Annotated in this window: 18 protein-coding genes; 1 reads left to right on the top strand and 17 read right to left on the bottom strand. The window is 65.8% G+C overall.

The window, feature by feature from the left end; genetic code table 11:
• Position 1 precedes the first annotated feature (1 nt).
• From C2I35_RS02875 to C2I35_RS02860, 5 genes are all read right to left on the bottom strand, one after another.
• Entirely contained in the window at positions 2-1,162 is a 1,161-nt protein-coding gene (locus tag C2I35_RS02875; protein ID WP_103761493.1) for a LysM peptidoglycan-binding domain-containing M23 family metallopeptidase, read from the bottom strand.
• Between the two features lie 91 nt (positions 1,163-1,253).
• Complete coding sequence (locus C2I35_RS02870; protein WP_103761882.1) at positions 1,254-1,907, bottom strand: protein-L-isoaspartate(D-aspartate) O-methyltransferase; 654 nt, start codon at positions 1,905-1,907, stop codon at positions 1,254-1,256.
• A 5-nt stretch (positions 1,908-1,912) separates the two neighbouring features.
• Positions 1,913-2,695: a 5'/3'-nucleotidase SurE gene (gene surE / locus C2I35_RS02865; RefSeq protein WP_103761492.1), complete on the bottom strand. Its 783-nt coding sequence runs from the start codon at positions 2,693-2,695 to the stop codon at positions 1,913-1,915.
• Positions 2,696-3,044: 349 nt separating this feature from the next.
• Positions 3,045-3,170: a hypothetical protein gene (locus C2I35_RS22570; RefSeq protein WP_274592028.1), complete on the bottom strand. Its 126-nt coding sequence runs from the start codon at positions 3,168-3,170 to the stop codon at positions 3,045-3,047.
• 250 nt (positions 3,171-3,420) lie between these two features.
• Entirely contained in the window at positions 3,421-4,074 is a 654-nt protein-coding gene (locus C2I35_RS02860) for an SDR family NAD(P)-dependent oxidoreductase (RefSeq protein WP_103761491.1), read from the bottom strand.
• Positions 4,075-4,274: 200 nt separating this feature from the next.
• Here C2I35_RS02860 and C2I35_RS02855 point away from each other — a divergent pair, with 200 nt between their 5' ends.
• A complete protein-coding gene (locus tag C2I35_RS02855; RefSeq protein ID WP_103761490.1) occupies positions 4,275-4,844 on the top strand; it encodes a biotin transporter BioY in 570 nt (189 codons plus the stop codon).
• Between the two features lie 134 nt (positions 4,845-4,978).
• Here the strand turns inward: C2I35_RS02855 and C2I35_RS02850 are convergent, their stop codons facing one another.
• The 12 genes from C2I35_RS02850 to C2I35_RS02795 all read right to left on the bottom strand — a co-directional run bounded on the left by C2I35_RS02850 (position 4,979) and on the right by C2I35_RS02795 (position 15,716).
• Positions 4,979-5,437, bottom strand: a complete 459-nt coding sequence (locus tag C2I35_RS02850; protein WP_245890371.1) for a DUF1284 domain-containing protein — start codon at positions 5,435-5,437, stop codon at positions 4,979-4,981.
• A gap of 3 nt (positions 5,438-5,440) precedes the next feature.
• Complete coding sequence (locus C2I35_RS02845; protein ID WP_103761488.1) at positions 5,441-5,704, bottom strand: hypothetical protein; 264 nt, start codon at positions 5,702-5,704, stop codon at positions 5,441-5,443.
• A gap of 153 nt (positions 5,705-5,857) precedes the next feature.
• On the bottom strand, positions 5,858-7,336 hold the full coding sequence (gene purF, locus C2I35_RS02840; protein WP_103761487.1) for an amidophosphoribosyltransferase: 1,479 nt from the start codon (positions 7,334-7,336) through the stop codon (positions 5,858-5,860).
• A 218-nt stretch (positions 7,337-7,554) separates the two neighbouring features.
• Entirely contained in the window at positions 7,555-8,001 is a 447-nt protein-coding gene (locus tag C2I35_RS02835; RefSeq protein ID WP_245890370.1) for a DMT family transporter, read from the bottom strand.
• Positions 8,002-8,008: 7 nt separating this feature from the next.
• Complete coding sequence (locus C2I35_RS02830; RefSeq protein WP_103761486.1) at positions 8,009-8,605, bottom strand: CvpA family protein; 597 nt, start codon at positions 8,603-8,605, stop codon at positions 8,009-8,011.
• Between the two features lie 33 nt (positions 8,606-8,638).
• Positions 8,639-10,003, bottom strand: a complete 1,365-nt coding sequence (gene radA, locus C2I35_RS02825; protein WP_103761485.1) for a DNA repair protein RadA — start codon at positions 10,001-10,003, stop codon at positions 8,639-8,641.
• Positions 10,004-10,069: 66 nt separating this feature from the next.
• Positions 10,070-10,834, bottom strand: coding sequence for a DNA repair protein (locus C2I35_RS02820; protein ID WP_103761484.1), 765 nt, complete (start codon positions 10,832-10,834; stop codon positions 10,070-10,072).
• 114 nt (positions 10,835-10,948) lie between these two features.
• On the bottom strand, positions 10,949-11,422 hold the full coding sequence (locus C2I35_RS02815) for a paraquat-inducible protein A (RefSeq protein ID WP_103761483.1): 474 nt from the start codon (positions 11,420-11,422) through the stop codon (positions 10,949-10,951).
• 164 nt (positions 11,423-11,586) lie between these two features.
• The gene (locus tag C2I35_RS02810; RefSeq protein ID WP_103761482.1) at positions 11,587-12,333 is read right to left on the bottom strand and encodes an ABC transporter ATP-binding protein; all 747 of its coding nucleotides are present in this window, start codon (positions 12,331-12,333) and stop codon (positions 11,587-11,589) included.
• Positions 12,330-13,115: an MlaE family ABC transporter permease gene (locus tag C2I35_RS02805; RefSeq protein ID WP_211286102.1), complete on the bottom strand. Its 786-nt coding sequence runs from the start codon at positions 13,113-13,115 to the stop codon at positions 12,330-12,332. Before C2I35_RS02805 ends, C2I35_RS02810 begins: the two co-directional genes overlap by 4 nt.
• The gene (gene alr, locus C2I35_RS02800; protein WP_103761481.1) at positions 13,112-14,152 is read right to left on the bottom strand and encodes an alanine racemase; all 1,041 of its coding nucleotides are present in this window, start codon (positions 14,150-14,152) and stop codon (positions 13,112-13,114) included. The genes C2I35_RS02805 and alr overlap by 4 nt, the downstream gene beginning before the upstream one ends.
• A gap of 61 nt (positions 14,153-14,213) precedes the next feature.
• Positions 14,214-15,716, bottom strand: coding sequence for a replicative DNA helicase (locus tag C2I35_RS02795; RefSeq protein ID WP_103761480.1), 1,503 nt, complete (start codon positions 15,714-15,716; stop codon positions 14,214-14,216).
• Between the last annotated feature and the right edge of the window lie 178 nt (positions 15,717-15,894).

Here is a 15,894-nt window from a genome sequence, read left to right as displayed (position 1 = left end):
CCTATTGCAGGTAGGGCAGCGGATCGACGCTTTCGAAGCCTTCGCGCACCTCGAAATGGAGGGCTGCGGAGCCGTCGGTGCGGATTGAAGCCAGCTGGCCGCCACGGGAGATGCTGTCCCCCTTGGATACCCTTACCTTGTCGACGTTGGAATAGACCGTCAGCAGGTTCTGGTCGTGCTTGACCACGATGATCGGCACGCCGTTGGTGTCCTTGGTGATGGCCGCCACGGTGCCGGACCGGGCGGCGCGGACGGGCGTGCCGGCCGGTGCCGCGATGTCGATGCCGTCATTCTTGCCCTTGGAATACTCGCGGATGATGTCGCCCTTCACCGGATAGCTCATGCGGGCATTGCTGCTGGCGCTGGCGGTGTTGCCGCCTAGGTCGGGGGCGGCGGTGCTTTCCACGGGCTTGGCGGCGGCAACGGTCTTTTCCTCGGGCAAGGGCTGGGCCGCCGAGGGCGGCGTGGGGGTGGGGCTGCCCTGGCCGGGAGAGGTGGTTTCCAGAGCCGTGGTCTGGACCTGCGCGGGCTTGGCGTCGGGCACGGCGACGGGGATCAGCAGGTACTGACCTTCGCGGACGGCGAAATCGGTGCCGAGGCCGTTCCAGTCGGCCAGGCTGCGCACGGAAACGTCGTAGAGCCGCGCGATGGTGAAGGCGGTCTCGCCGCGCTGGACCTGGTGGCGGACGGGCTCGACGCCGGACTGGCCACGGTCGAGGGTGCGGTTGGAACTGGTGCGGCCCGAGCTGGCATTCTCGATCGCGTTCCCGGCCACCGAGGCAATGTCGACGCCGGGGCGCGGCGTGAGCGGGCCACCGGCGGGTTCGGCAACGCGGCCGGGCAGGGCGATGATTTCGCCGTCGCGCAGGGTGTCGCCCGGTTGAATGCCGTTGTAGCGGGACAACTCGCCCACGTCGACGCCGATGCGGCGCGCGAGGCTTTGCAGCGTGTCGCCACGGCGGGCCACGGCCACCTGGTAATTCGGGTAGGAGATGATGCCGCGACTGTCGGGGTTTGGCCGGTTTGCGCTGGCGTTGCGCGCGGCCTCGGCGGTGCCCGGGCCGCCGTCGCGCATGTCGATGTCGAAATTGTCGCATCCGGCCACGGCCAGCAGCGCCACGGCGCAAACGAGGGGTCGCATGGGGGTCTTGAAGTGGCTCATCTCGATCTTGTCCTCATCTCGGTCCCCTTGTTGCCCGGGGATCAAAGCGGTGACCGGGGCGGTCCCGGCCTTGTGGTTCTGTCCTGTCCTGTCAGTCCCGGCCCAACCCTTCGAGCAGGGGCACGAAACGCACCGGGCGCAGTTCGTCGTAATCGAAGCCCGTCTCGGATCTTGTGACCCGGATCAGGCTTTGTACCGCGTCGGACTGCCCCACGGGTACCACCATGATACCCCCGATTTTCAACTGCGCCAAGAGCGGCCCGGGCGGATCCTCGGCCGCGGCCGTCACCAGGATGCGGTCGAAGGGGGCCTGTTCGGGCAGGCCGAAGCTGCCATCGGCGGTCAGGGCGGTGATGTTGGTCAGGTCCAGCGCCTGGAATATGGTGCTGGCGTCGGCCACCAGCGCCTTGTGCCGGTCGATGGTATAGACGCGGCGGGCAATCTGGCTGAGGATCGCGGCCTGGTAGCCGGAGCCGGTGCCGACCTCCAGCACCTTGTCGCGGGGCGTGACCTTGAGCGCCTGCGTCATCAGGCCGACGACGGAGGGCTGCGATATGGTCTGGCCGCAGGCGATGGGCAGCGGCATGTCCTCGTACGCGCGGGTGGCGAAATGGCCGCGCACGAAGGCGCCGCGGTCGATCTTTTCCATCGCCAACAGGACGCGCTTGTCGGTCACCCCGCGCGAGCGCAGCGCGAAGAGAAACTGCATCTTGCGTTCGGCGATATCGTCGGCATCCTCGGTCATCAGCGTCATTCGATCGCCTTGAGCGCGTCGAGGGCGTCATGGGCGGTGAGGTCGGCGCGCATGGGCGTGACCGAGATGTAGCCCTTGAGGTTCCAGTCGGCATCGGTGCCGTCGGCGGTGGGCTCGCCCTGCGGTGCGCCGGTGACCCACAGGAAACGGCGCCCGGACGGCGAGGTGGTAGGCTGCACGCCGAAGCCCATGTCGCGGCGAAAGCCCTGGCGGCAGGCGCGGACGCCCTGCACCTCGGCGCCGGGGATGGGCGGGAAGTTCACGTTGTAGAAGATGCCGTAATCGTCCTGCGTCCAGACGCCCTTGTCCAGAAGGGTGCGCAGGGTGGCAAGGCCATGCTGGCGGCTTGATTCGAACTTGTCGTCGAGATCGCGGTTGCGGGGGCCGTAATACTGGCTGAGGGCGACGGCGGGAAAGCCTTGCAGCGCCGCCTCCATGGCGGCGCCGACGGTGCCGGAATAGACCGCGTTCTCGGCCGCGTTGTTGCCGCGGTTCACGCCCGACAGGATCAGGTCGGGGGGCGCGTCCTTCATCACGTCATGCACGGCGGCCAGCACGCAGTCGGCGGGCGAGCCTTGTGCGGCAAAGCGGCGCTCGTCCATCTGGCTGACCATCATCGGGGTGGTGTAGGAAATGCAGTGCCCGACGCCCGATTGCTCGAACGCCGGTGCCACGGTCCAGACCTCGCCCGAGGGGCCGGCAAGGTCGGTCGCGATCTCTTCCAGAACGGCGAGGCCGGGGGCCGAGATACCGTCGTCATTGGTGATGAGAATGCGCAAGGGGCTGCTCCTGCCGGTGTGTCGGATTGGCGGCGTTTCGCCTTGTGTAGCGGGGCTGTGGTCAGGGAGCAAGCGCTGCAGGCTGTGCGGGATATGGGCTGTACGGGGCCGCGTCCGGAGGGCAACAGAACGTCCGGGCGTGGCATCAGGTGGCGGGTGTTGGAGGGAGTATTTTTGGCAAGAAAAAGCCGGGGCGGGGCGGATGCAACTGTAAATACATTCGACCGGAAAAAGCCTGCAATTACCGGGACGCCACGCATCCTGACGCGCGTGTTCCAAGGCTTAATCGGATCGAATGTTGTGTCTATGCCTTCGCCGCGTCAGGACTGTGAGAGGCAGGCCGCTGACCTCAGTAGCTGAGCTCTGCGGCGAAAAGGCTGGCGATCTCGTCGCGTGTGATCCGCGACGATGCTTCTTCGGCCGGTGCTTCAGCCTGTCGGCTGCGTTTTGTCAGAACACTGATAAGAATGCGCATCCGTGGTTTCCTGTCTTTCTGCGCCCCCGCGAACGAACAGACGGAACGGGCTGGCGGAAAGTTTCAGGGAAACGCAGTAATTTCCGCAAGAAACAGGCAAGTCGTGGTTTTTATGAGGTATCTGTTTGGGGCGCAATGGGTCTGCCGCCCGTGCAACAGGGCTATCTGGCGTGTTTGCGCACCGGTTTTCCAAGGAGACAGGCCCGTGTGCCGGCACTTGCCGGATGGGCGCGACCAAGCCTGTCGGGTGCTACAGGATCTCGGGCAGTAGCCGCGCGGCCACGTCGGGGGCGGTGGGCAGGGCGTCGCGGTCCTCGCCGGGGAAGAACCGGGCACGGGTCGCGGTGGCGATGGGGCCGGGGTCGAGCACCTGCACCTTCGGCCCGAGTTTGACGGTCTCGGCCTGCCAACTGCGGGCCAGCGCGATCTGGGCGGCCTTGGTGGCGCCATAGGTGCCGAAGAATTTCTGTCCGGCACGGGGGTCGTCGAAGAAGACGGCGCGGCCGGTCTCGCCCAGAAGCGGGCTGACAAAGCCGATCAGGCGGGCGACAGCGTCGACATTGGTGTTGAGCGAATTGCGCCAGTCCTTGGCGTCGATCTGGTGCGTGGGCGTCATCGGGGCGGCGTGAACGGCCGTGTGCACCCAGAGGTCGAGCGCGCCCCAGCGGTCGTAGATCGACCGGCAGAGCTGGGCCATGGCGGCCTCGGTGTTGATGTCCATGGGCGCAAGCGTCGCGTCGCCGCCCTGCGCCTTTATGCGGTCGTCGAGCTCTTCCAGCGCGCCGGTGGTGCGGGCCACGGCGACGATGTGGTGGGTCGGGGCAAGCGCCTGGGCGAGGGCCGCGCCGAGGCCGCGGGAGGCGCCGGTCACCAGGGCCAGTTTGCGAGAGGGTGCGTTTTCCATGCCCTGCCAAATCTCATCCCGGCCGGGCAATATCAAGTGTAAAGCGTCGGGCCGACGCCTGGCGTCGGGGATGGTGCCGCGGGCGCGCGCCCAGCCTTTCGTCGATGTGTCATAGGGAGAGCCGGGCGTTATAATGTCTTGACACTTGGTGCCGCGGCGCCAAGAAAGGCGGGTGAAACGAGACAGGAAAGGACAGCGCCATGGCGGATACCGTTTTGAGCAAGGCCGTGATCGGCCACGAAGGTCTGACGAAAAAACTGGGGCTGGTGATCGGCGGATCGCTGTTCATCGCGATGGCCGCGCAGGTGAGCATCCCGTTCTTCCCGGTACCGATGACATTGCAGACGCTGGCGATCCTGATCGTCGGGCTGACCTTCGGCTCGCAGCTGGGGCTGGCGACGCTGGTCACCTACCTGGGTTATGGCGCGATGGGCCTGCCGGTCTTTGCCAACGGTGCCTCGGTTGCGGCGCTGATGGGGCCGACGGCTGGTTTCCTTTTTGGCTTTGCAGCGATGGCGTTCCTGGCCGGTCTGGCCGTGGAAAAGGGTCTGGCGCGGGGTGTCGTGTCGACTGCGGTGATCGCCATGGCGATCTCGGCGCTTCTGTATGTGCCCGGGCTGGCATGGCCGGCAATGGTGATGGGCACGACGATGCCCGACCTTTGGGCCGGCTGGATGGCGCCGTTCTTGCTGGGTGACGCGGTCAAGGCCGTGATCGCGGCGATGGTCGTCTGGGGCGGCTGGAAGGCGTTGCAGGCGCGCAAGGGCTAAGATCCGACGGACAAGAGTTTTCTAGCGCCGTCCCGGATCGGGGCGGCGCTTTGCGTTTGGGCGGGGCAAAATTTGCGCAAATTCTGTGCCGGAAAATGCGTATTTTCCGGGGTGTTTCCTGAGTAGAAAACGGCTCAGGCGCTTTCGTGAAGCTTTTTCAGAGCGGCTTCGCACAGCCCGAGGTCGAGCCATTGGCAGCCTGCGCAGAGCTGCGTCAGGGCGCCGGGCAGGACGTTTGCCTTGATACGCTGCTTGGCTTCGCCCCACGTGAGGCAAGTGCCGACGGAAAGGCGGAGCGCGCCGGCGTGGCGGGTGTCGAGCGTGGCGATCTTGGCTTGCGAGGTGCAGAGCGTGCCGCGCCGCTTGGGGCAGGGCGCGCAGATGTCGTCGGTGGCGCCGACGACCTCGATCGCCACGTCATTGCCGCCGGGCGCGCGCAGGCGGTCGTCGACGATGCGGGCCATGTTGGCGGTGAACGCGTCGGAATAGCCCTTGCCCTGGAATCCCAGCGAGCAGAGAAAATGATGCGGGCGGTAGCGAAGCGGCGTATCGTCCATGTCGGGCGTGTGCCCTGTCGGACCGGGTGCGGTCAAGCCTCAGCCGCGCGGCATTTCCAGCGTCGTGGTGTTGGTGCCGCGCATGAGCACGAGCCTGCCCTCCTCGATGGCGATCACCTTGGCGTTGCCGATCGTGGTGCCCTTGGTGACGGTCGCGATCTTGCCCGAGGCGGTGCGGATGAGCGCCCGGTCGCCATCGGGTTTCATGAAGGTTCCGAGCAGCGCGAGGCGCCCCGAGGGGAGCGCGTTCTTGTCGGTCGCCGTCTCGAGTGTTTCGCGGGGTGTGTCGGTCTCGGATGCCATTTCTTGCCTGCTTGCGTTGCACGGGTGAACGCGCAGGCCCTAAGGGCGACTCGGGGCAATGAAAACCCAGGTTTTCAAGCATCGGCGGAATGGCGCTGCGTTGCAGCATCAGACTGGCGGAGGGACGCTTACAAGCCGGTGCAGGCGGCCTCGTTATTCCGCCGCCTTCAGTTCGAAGCCCTTTTCGATCTGGTCGGAAGGTTCCACCGGGTAGTCGCCCGAGAAGCAGGCGTCGCAATATTGCGGACAGCCTGTGTCGCGGCCCTTGGCCTCGCCCACGGCGCGGTAGAGACCGTCAAGCGAGATGAACTTGAGGCTGTCCACGGCGAGGTGGTCGCGCATCTCGTCCTCGGACATGGTGGCGGCCAGCAATTTCTCGCGGTTGGGTGTGTCGACGCCGTAGAAGCAGGGCCAGGCCGTAGGGGGCGACGCGATGCGGAAATGCACCTCGGCCGCGCCGGCGTCGAGGATCATCTCCTTGATCTTGCGCGAGGTGGTGCCGCGCACCACGCTGTCATCGACGAGGATCACGCGCTTGCCCTCGATCAGGGCGCGGTTGACGTTCAGCTTGAGCCGAACGCCCATGTTGCGGATCTGCTCTGTCGGCTCGATGAAGGTGCGGCCCATGTACTGGTTGCGGATGATGCCCATGGCGTAGGGAATACCGCTTTCCTGGCTATAGCCGATGGCGGCGGGGGTGCCGGAATCGGGCACCGGGCAGACGAGATCGGCGTCGACCGGGCTTTCCTTGGCCAGCTCCACGCCGATCTGGCGGCGGGTTTCATAGACCGATCGGCCACCGATGATGGAATCGGGGCGCGAGAAATAGACATGTTCGAAGATGCAGAAGCGCGAGCGGCGCGGGCGGAAGGGGCGGTGGCTTTCGACGCCGTTCTCGTTGATGACGACCATCTCGCCCGGTTCGATTTCGCGCACGAAACGGGCGCCGATGATGTCGAGCGCACAGGTCTCGGAGCTGAGCACCCAGCCGTCGCCGACCTGGCCCAGGACCAGCGGGCGGACGCCCAGCGGGTCACGCACGCCGATGAGCTTGGTGCGGGTCATGGCGACGATGGAAAACGCGCCCTCGACGCGGCGCAGGGCGTCTTCCATGCGTTCTGGAATATTGCGTTGCAGCGAGCGGGCCATCAGGTGGATGATGCACTCGGTGTCGGAATTCGACTGGAAGATCGAGCCGCGCTCGATCAGTTCGCGCCGCAGCGCGTTCGCGTTGGTGATGTTGCCGTTATGGGCAATCGCGGCCCCACCCATGGCGAATTCACCGAAGAAAGGCTGCACGTCGCGGATCACCGGGTTCTTGCCGCCCGCGGTGGAATACCGGACGTGCCCGATCGAAAGCGGGCCGGGCAACGTTTCCATCAGGCTTTGCCGGGTGAAGTTGTCGCGCACGTAGCCGAATCGACGGGCGGAGTTGAAGCCTTCCTCGGCATCGTGGCTGACGATGCCGCCGGCCTCTTGCCCGCGGTGTTGCAGGGCGTGCAGGCCGAGGGCGACGAAATTGGCGGCGTCGGTGACGCCGATCACCCCGAAGACGCCGCACTCCTCGCGCAGTTTGTCCTCGTCGCCGGTGTCGCGCACCGCGTCGAAGTCGAAAGGATGGGCAGGGGGCATTTGCTTGTCGGACAAGGGGCAGCTCCGAATCCGTGGACGCTTGAGCCTCTAGATAGTGGCTCGCGGGGGATATGTCACGAAACTATCATGTAAAATCTGATGTCGTGACGTGACGTGTTGATTGGGCGACGGTTTTTCGGGGCGATGGCCTGATCCCGGCCGGGCAATTTTGAGTATTTGAAGAACGATGAAAGGGCGCCGCACGGGATTGGGGGGCGTCAATACCGCGACAGGATCGCACCGGCGGCGACCAGAAGGGCCGCGACCACGCGTTGCAGCGACACGTCGCGCGGGGCGAGGCCGAAGGCGCCGAAATAGTCCAGCAGCAGGGCTGCGACCATCTGGCCGAGGATCAGGGCCGTCGTGGTTGTCAGCACGCCCAGAAGGGGCACGGCCCAAAGCGCCGCCCAAACGTAGACGGCGCCGAGCGCACCGCCGATCAGCAGGACTTTCGGCACCGAGGGGATGCGGGCCAGACCGGGACCTTCGCCGGAGAGGAGCGTGATCACGAGCAGGATGAAAAAGCCCACGCCGAAGGAGATGGTCGCCGCCGCCAGCGTGCTGTCGATGCTTTTGCTGAGCGCCGCGTTGATGGGCGCCTGCATCGCGATGAAGGAGCCGCAGACGGCGATCAGGATCGCCGCGAAGAGGGGGGCGGAAGGCAAGCGGCGCCTATTGCCCGGTCTCGGTGGGCTGCGGGTCGACGGGGTCCGCCGGGGCGTCGCAGGCGCTGACCAGGTCCTCGTATTTCTGGGTGATCCAGCCCAGGGCCTGTTCGGGGTTGCCGTCCTCGACCTTTGAGGTGAGCTGGGCAAAGACGCGGGCCGAGCGGCTGTCGTCGATCATCTCGATATCCTGGCTGGTGACGACCGTTTCGTAGACGAAATAGGCGATGGCCACCAGGAGGATGCCGCGCGCCACGCCGAAGAGAAACCCGAGGCCCTGGTCGATGCCGCCCAGGGCAGAGCGTTGCACGACAGAGGAGAAGAGCGGGGTGATGAGCGAGGTCACGATGAGGGTGACGGCGAAGATCGCCGCCGCGGCGGCCAGCATGGAGAGAGCACAGGTGTCGGCGAGGAAATCGCCCACCACGGGGACTTCCTTGACCAGCGGTTCGACCTGCGGTGCGAAGAGGAAAGCGAGGATGGCGGCGACGATCCAGCCGGCGATGGCCAGAAGCTCGCGCACGATGCCGCGCGAATACGCGAGGAGTGCCGACAGCACGATGATCAGCGCGACGATCCCGTCGATGATGGTGAAGCCTTCCATGAGCGCGTCCTGTTTTACCTTTGGTTGGGCGCGCTACCCGGCGCCGAAAATCTCACCTACGAAGCTGGTCAGGTCGCTGATCTGGTTGAGCGACAGACCCCCCGTTCCGCCGGTCTTGCCCCCGGCGGGAATGATTGCGGAGCTAAAACCAAGTTTTGCGGCTTCTTTCAACCTGTTTTCTGTCTGGGACACCGGGCGGAGGGCGCCGGACAGAGAGATTTCGCCGAAAAGGACACAGTCGGCGGGCAAAGCGGTGTCTTCGCGCGCGCTGAGAAGGGCCGCGGCGACGGCAAGGTCGGCGGCGGGTTCGGAAATGCGGATGCCGCCGGCGACGTTGAGATAGACATCGAGCCCCGCGAAGGGCACGGCGCAGCGGGCCTCGAGCACGGCGAGGATCATGGCGAGGCGGGCGCCGTCCCAGCCCACCACGGCGCGGCGCGGCTGGGAATGGGGCGTGGGGGCGACGAGCGCCTGCATTTCCACCAGCACGGGGCGGGTGCCCTCGATGCCGGCGAAGACGACCGAGCCGGGCGACGGGTCGCCGCGGCCCGACAAAAAGAGCGCGGAGGGGTTGGGGACCTCGGCGAGGCCGCTGCCCGTCATCTCGAACACGCCGATCTCGTCGGCGGGGCCGAAGCGGTTCTTGACCGCGCGCAGGATGCGGAACTGGTGGCCGCGCTCGCCTTCGAAATAAAGCACCGAATCGACCATGTGTTCGACGACGCGCGGGCCGGCGATCTGGCCTTCCTTGGTGACGTGGCCCACCAGGATGACGGAACAGCCCTTGCGCTTGGCGAAGGTGACAAGCTCGTGCGCGGCGGCGCGGACCTGCGCGACCGAGCCGGGCGCGCTGTCGACATTGTCGGCCCACATGGTCTGGATCGAATCGATGATGACCAGCTGGGGCGTGTCGCGGTCGAGCGTGGTGATGATGTCGCGCAGGGCGGTGGCGGTGGCCAGTTTCACGGGCGCGTCGCCAAGGCCGAGGCGCTGGGCACGCATGCGGACCTGGGCGCTGGCCTCTTCGCCCGAGACGTAGACCGTTTGCAGGCCGGCCTGGGCGAAACGAGCGGCGGCCTGCAGCAGCAGCGTGGACTTGCCGATGCCGGGATCGCCGCCCACCAGCGTCGCCGAGCCGGGCACGAGACCGCCGCCGAGGACGCGGTCAAGCTCTGCGATGCCGGAATGGGTGCGCGGCGGGGGCGCTTCGGCGGTGGAGAGGTCACTGAGCGCGATGGCGTTGCCGCGTTTGGCGCCGAGCGACTTGGAGGCCGGGCCGGCGGACAGGGGGGCCTCTTCGATGATCGTGTTCCATTCGCCGCAGGCGTCGCAGCGGCCGGACCACTTGGAGTGGACGGCGCCGCAGGCTGTGCAGGTGAAGGAGGCGGTTTTTCCCATGGCGGGGTCATGCCCCAAGCGCGGGGCGCGGTCAAACGCCTTCGCGTTGCGGCACTCGCGCGGCGGTTACTCGGCGGCGCGCTGGGGCAGGCCGACCACGGTGCCGTCCAGGCCGGAGACCTCCTCGTAGCCCAGTTCGGGCAGGATCGGGCGCAGGTCGTCGCGCAGGCGTTCAAGCTGGCTGACCGCGACGCTTTCCTCCATATCGACATCCTGGGCCCATTGCTTGAGCCGGACGCCGACGGCCTTGGCGTGGTCGAGACGCTTGTTGAACTGCTCGACCTCCTGCTGGCGCTGCTTGAGGAAGGCGCGGGCGCGGTCGACCTTGTCGTCGGAATAGACCTCGGCCAAGTCGCGGCTGATGTAGGACATCTGGGCCGCGACCTCCATGATCTGCGGCTCCAGCGATTCCAGGTCGGGATGCTCGCGCATGTAGGCGAGGCGTTCTCGTACGGCGTCGAACTCGGACTGGATCCGGAACATGCCGGCCCGGTCGGCGGCATGCGCGGCGGAATAGGCCTGCGTGACGTCATGCATGTTCATGTGAAAGCGGCGGTGCGAGTTTTCCAGCGCCATGACGCGGGCGTTGGTGGGCAGGTAAAAGCACAGGAGAACGGCGAGAACGGTCAGGCCGATCTGTGCAATTTGTCCGGCGTTTTCATAGATCTGCCCGCCGAAGCTGACCTGAAACTCAAGCCAGGGCAGAATGCCGAACGCGGCGAGGATGGTCGCTAGGGCCAGTGCAAGCGCGGCCAGGGCGAAAACGGCCACGGCAAGGCGGTTGAGAAAGACTTGGGCGATTAAAAAAATCGAACGAATGGTGTCGGTCATCACTTCCCCCCAGAAAGTGTTGCCAATGCAATATCGGCAAGTTTACGCCGATTTTTGCAAATCGCCTACTGAAATTTTCGGGAAATCAGGACAGGCATGGACCTGCAACGGCCTTTATTCATCGGGCAACGCCCTGGAATTCGTATTGGTTCCCGCACGCTTAGCACCTTTTTCGGTGAGATGTCCGATGGCGATGGAGGCGAGGATGCAGGCTGTGAAGAGGTAAAGCCCCCAGGCGGTCTCGATCCGGCCGACGCCGATGCCCTTGGTCAGCGTGATGTAGAGGGCCACGAGAAAGACGTCGGCCATGGCGAGTTTGCCGAGGATTTGCAGCGCCGGCAGGGTCTTGCGGCGCAGGAGGCCGAAATGGATCAGGGCGAGACCGATGGTTTTCACGTAGGGCGCGAAGAGCGCGAAGAAGGTGACCATGAGGGCGAGAAAGACGTCGCTGTCCCAGAGGGACTGAAGCCCGGTGATGACGGAAATCTCGGAAAGGCCGAAGAGCGGCAGGAGACCGGCGCGCATCAGCGGGGCGAACCAGGCGACGGGAAAAAGGACCAGCAGGGTCAGGTTGAGGTATTTGAGCATGAATGGCCTTTTACTGGAATGGTCCAGAGCTAGGAGGGCCGGGTCGCTATGGCAAGCGCGGCGTAAGGGGAAAACGGGATGGAGCGTGGCGGGCTCTGCGTCGATGCACCAAAAGTCTTGAAAAGACTTTTGGCAAAACTTTTCAGAAAAGTTTTGCCGGGCGGTTAGCGGACCGCTTCGATCGGACCCTCGGCGGAGCCGGTGATGAACTGCTCCAGATAGGGATCGCCGGAATTGTCCATGCTGGAGACCGGTCCGGTCCAGCGGATCTTGCCGCCGTGGAGCATGGCCACGTTGTCGGCTATGGCGCGCACCGACGTCATGTCGTGGGTGATGGTCATGGCGGTCGCGCCCATCTCGACCACGATCTCGCGGATCAGCTCGTTGATGACGCCCGACATGATCGGGTCGAGGCCGGTGGTGGGCTCGTCAAAGAAGATGATTTCCGGCTCGGCGCAGATGGCGCGGGCCAATCCGACGCGTTTCTGCATGCCGCCAGAGAGTTCGGCGGGGTACTTGTCGGCCTGCTCGGGGGTGAGGCCGACGCGGCGCAGTTTTTCGATGGCGATCTCGCGCGCCTCCGCCCAGGGGCGCTTGAGCGAGCCGCGCAAAAGGCGGAAGGCGACGTTCTGCCAGACGGGTAGCGAGTCGAAGAGCGCGCCGCCCTGAAAGAGCATGCCGAAGCGGGCGAGGAAGGCGTCGCGGTCGCCCTTGGTGACGTCCTGGCCGTCGAGGGTGATCAGGCCGCTGTCATGCTGGATGAGGCCGAGGATACATTTCAGGACCACGGATTTGCCGGTGCCGGAGCCGCCGATGATGACCATCGACGTGCCCTTGGGAATCGACAGGTTCACGCCGCGCAGGACGTGGTTGTCGCCGAAGGACTTATGAACATCCGAAAGCTCGATCATACCGAGAAGAACACCCCCGTCAGCAGGAAGTTGGCGGCGAGGATGAGGATGGCGGCGGCCTGGACCGAGCCCTTTGTGGCGCGGCCGACGCCCTGCGCGCCGCGGCCCGAGTTCATGCCGTAGTAGCAGCCCATGACGGCGGCAATGACGCCGAAAACCGCGCCCTTGACGAGGGACGAGACGATATCGAGCGGTTCGAGGAAATCCACGGTGTTCTGGATATAGGTGGCGGCGTTGAAGCCGAGGTTCTGCACGCCCACGGTGTAGCCGCCCAGGATGCCGATGATGTCGCCCACGCCGACCAGCAGCGGGACGGTGACGAGGGCGGCCAGCACGCGGGGGCCGACCAGGTATTTCATCGGGTGGGTCGATAGGGTGACGAGCGCGTCGATCTGCTCGGTCACCTTCATGGTGGCGATTTCGGCGGCGATCGAGGACGTGACGCGGGCGGCGATCATCAGGCCGACCAAGACGGGGCCCAGTTCGCGCACCATGCCGATGGCGACGATCTGGGGCACCACGGCCTCGGCGTTGAAACGCGCGCCGCCGGAGTAGATCTGCAAGGCCAGCGCGCCGCCGGTGAAGATGGCCGTGAGGCCCACCACGGGCAGCGACAGCCAGCCCACCTGCATCAGCGCGTTGAACACCTCTCGCGGGTAGTAGGGCGGGCGCAGGATGTGGCTGAAGGTCGAGAGGGCGAAGAGCGTGATCCGCCCCAGCATCGCCAGCGCCGCCAGCGTGTTGCGCCCGAGCGCGGCGAGGGGCGACAGGACCAGGCTCATCCGCCGGTATAGAGCCGGTCGTAGCGCGCGCCCATCGCGGTCAGGATCTCGTAGCCGATGGTGCCGGCGTTGTCGGCGAGGTCGTCGACGGTCTGCTCCGCGCCCAGGATACGGAGCCACTTGGGATCAAAGCCGAGATCCGTGATGTCGACCGAGATCGAGTCCATCGAGATACGGCCCGCCACCGGGCAGGGAGTGTCGTCGGCGTAAAGCACGGTCTTGGGGCCCATGATGCGGTGAATGCCGTCGCCATAGCCCGCGGACACGGTGGCGATGCGGGTTTCGCGCGTGGCCGTGAAGGTATTGCCGTAGCCCACGGTCTCGCCCGGTTCCAGGTGGCGGGTCTGGATCACCGGCAGGTCGAGCGTGACGACAGGCTGCGCGCCCGAAAAGGGCAGGCCGCCGTAAAGGCCAATGCCCGGACGGGTCATGTCGAAGTGGAAGTCCGGCCCCATCAGCACGCCGCCGGTGGCACCGAGGCAGCGCGGCACGCCGGTGCCGTCGGTCATCTCCCTGAAGCAGGCAAGCTGTTGCGCGTTCATCGGGTGGTCGGGCTCGTCCGCGCAGGCAAGGTGCGATATCAGCAGCACCGGGTTCGCGGCCAGTACCGTGTCGCGCACGGCGGCCCATTCGGCGGGCTCCATCCCCAGCCGGTTCATGCCGGAATCGAGCTGGATGCCGAAGGGGTGGCCGGGCAGCGCCTCGAGATGGCGGATCAGCTGATCGGTGGTGTTCAGCATGGGCGTGAGGCCCAGGTCCGAGATCATGTCGGTGTCGCCGGCCATGTGGCCGGAAAAGACGTGAATGTCGGGTTTCGGGCCGAGCGCCTGGCGTAGTTCCACGCCTTCCTTGGGTATGGCGACGAAGAAAGTGTTGGCCCCCGCGCGGGCCAGGGCGCGGGCGACGCGGGCCATGCCGAGGCCGTAGCCGTCGGCCTTGACCACGGCGGCGGTTTCCACGGCGGTCTGCGCGTCGAGCGCGCGCCAGTTGCCTGTCAGCGCGTCTAGGTCGATGGTAAGCTTGCCGGAACTACTCATGGGCTGTGGTTTTGACTGGATGGGCCGGGGGGTCAAGCCCTAAGGCGGACCAAGCGCCGGCTCAGAATTCGGTGCCGTCCTGCTGCCACGGTTTGGCGAGGTTGCCGAAGCGGGTGAACTGGCCTTCGAAGCTGAGTTCGACGGTGCCGATGGGGCCGTGACGCTGTTTGCCGATGACGACCTCGGCGCGGCCGTGCAGGCGCTCCATGCGTTCCTGCCAGGCGGCGATCTCTTCCAGCTTGTCGTCGGAGGGTTTCTCGCGCTCGGCGTAGTATTCCTCGCGGAAAACGAACATCACGACGTCGGCGTCCTGTTCGATCGAGCCGGATTCGCGCAGGTCGGAAAGCTGCGGGCGCTTGTCCTCGCGGGATTCGACCTGGCGCGACAGCTGCGACAGGGCGATCACGGGGATGTCGAGTTCCTTGGCGATGGCCTTGAGGCCTTGCGTGATCTCGGAGACCTCGTTCACACGGCTGTCCTTTGCGGACGCGGGGCGGACAAGCTGAAGGTAGTCGACGATCAGCACGTCCAGCCCGTGCGTCCGCTTCAGCCGACGGGCCCGCGCGGCCAGCTGGGAGATGGGCAGGGCGGGCGTGTCGTCGATGTAGAGAGGGCAGGATTCGAGGGTCTTGGCGGCCTCGACGAAGCGGCGGAATTCGGTTTCCGTCATGTCGCCGCGGCGGATCTGTTCGGATGGCACCTCGGCGGCCTCGGACAGGACACGGGCGGCCAGCTGTTCGGCGCTCATTTCCAGCGAGTAGAAGCCCACGACGCCGCCCTCGACCGCGCCTTCGGAGCCGTCGGGCAGCGTGCCGCGATTGTAGGCCTTGGCGATGTTGAAGGCGATGTTGGTGGCCAGCGAGGTTTTCCCCATCGAGGGGCGCCCGGCGAGAATGAGAAGGTCCGACTTGTGCAGGCCGCCCAGTTTCTTGTCCATGTCGACAAGCCCGGTGGAGATGCCGGCAAGGCCGCCGTCGCGCTGATAGGCGGCGTTCGCGACATTAACAGCGTCGGTTACGGCCCTGAGAAAGCTTTGAAATCCGGTTTCGGACTGGCCTTGTTCGCTGAGCTTATAGAGCTTTTGTTCGGCCTCGACGATCTGGTCGCGGGGTTCGAGATCGACCTCGGCGCGCTGGGCCTTGCCGGCGATGTCGTTGCCAAGACCGATCAGCTCGCGGCGGATGGCCATGTCATAGATCATCTGGGCGTAGTCGCGGGCGGCGAAGGCCGAGATGGCGGCACCGGCGAGGCGGGCGAGATAGGCGGGGCCGCCCAGTTCCTTCAGACCCTCATCGTCTTCGAGGAAGGTCTTCAGCGTGACCGGCGAGGCGAGGTTGCCCTTGGCGATGCGGGCGGCGGCGGTCTCGTAGATGCGAGCGTGGACCGGATCGTAGAAATGCTGCGGGCCGATCAGGTTGGCGACACGGTCGTAAATGTCGTTGTTGGTCAGGATCGCGCCCAGAAGCTGCTGTTCGGCCTCGGTGGAATGCGGCAGGGCTTCCGGTGTCTGCGCATCCGGGGCGGCCGGTGTGCCGGACGCATTGAAGGTCGCAACTTCGCTCATTTTATCCCCCGTACTGCTCTGATCCCGGGTTGCGGTGCGGTGTCGCTGCCGTGCCTGTCCCCGTAGGCTGGTCTCTTAGCGAGCGGGCCTGCGCGGTGGCAACTGGTATGTTTATGTGGATACGCTGTGGATATCCAGACCCTACAATATATTGCCCCCAGGCAAGGCGTTGCGTCAA

The organism is Roseovarius confluentis, from assembly GCF_002917925.1.
GTDB classification, from domain to species: domain Bacteria; phylum Pseudomonadota; class Alphaproteobacteria; order Rhodobacterales; family Rhodobacteraceae; genus Roseovarius; species Roseovarius confluentis.
The sequence above is the reverse complement of the archived record's forward strand: the minus strand, read 5'-3'. Positions and strand labels throughout refer to the sequence as shown.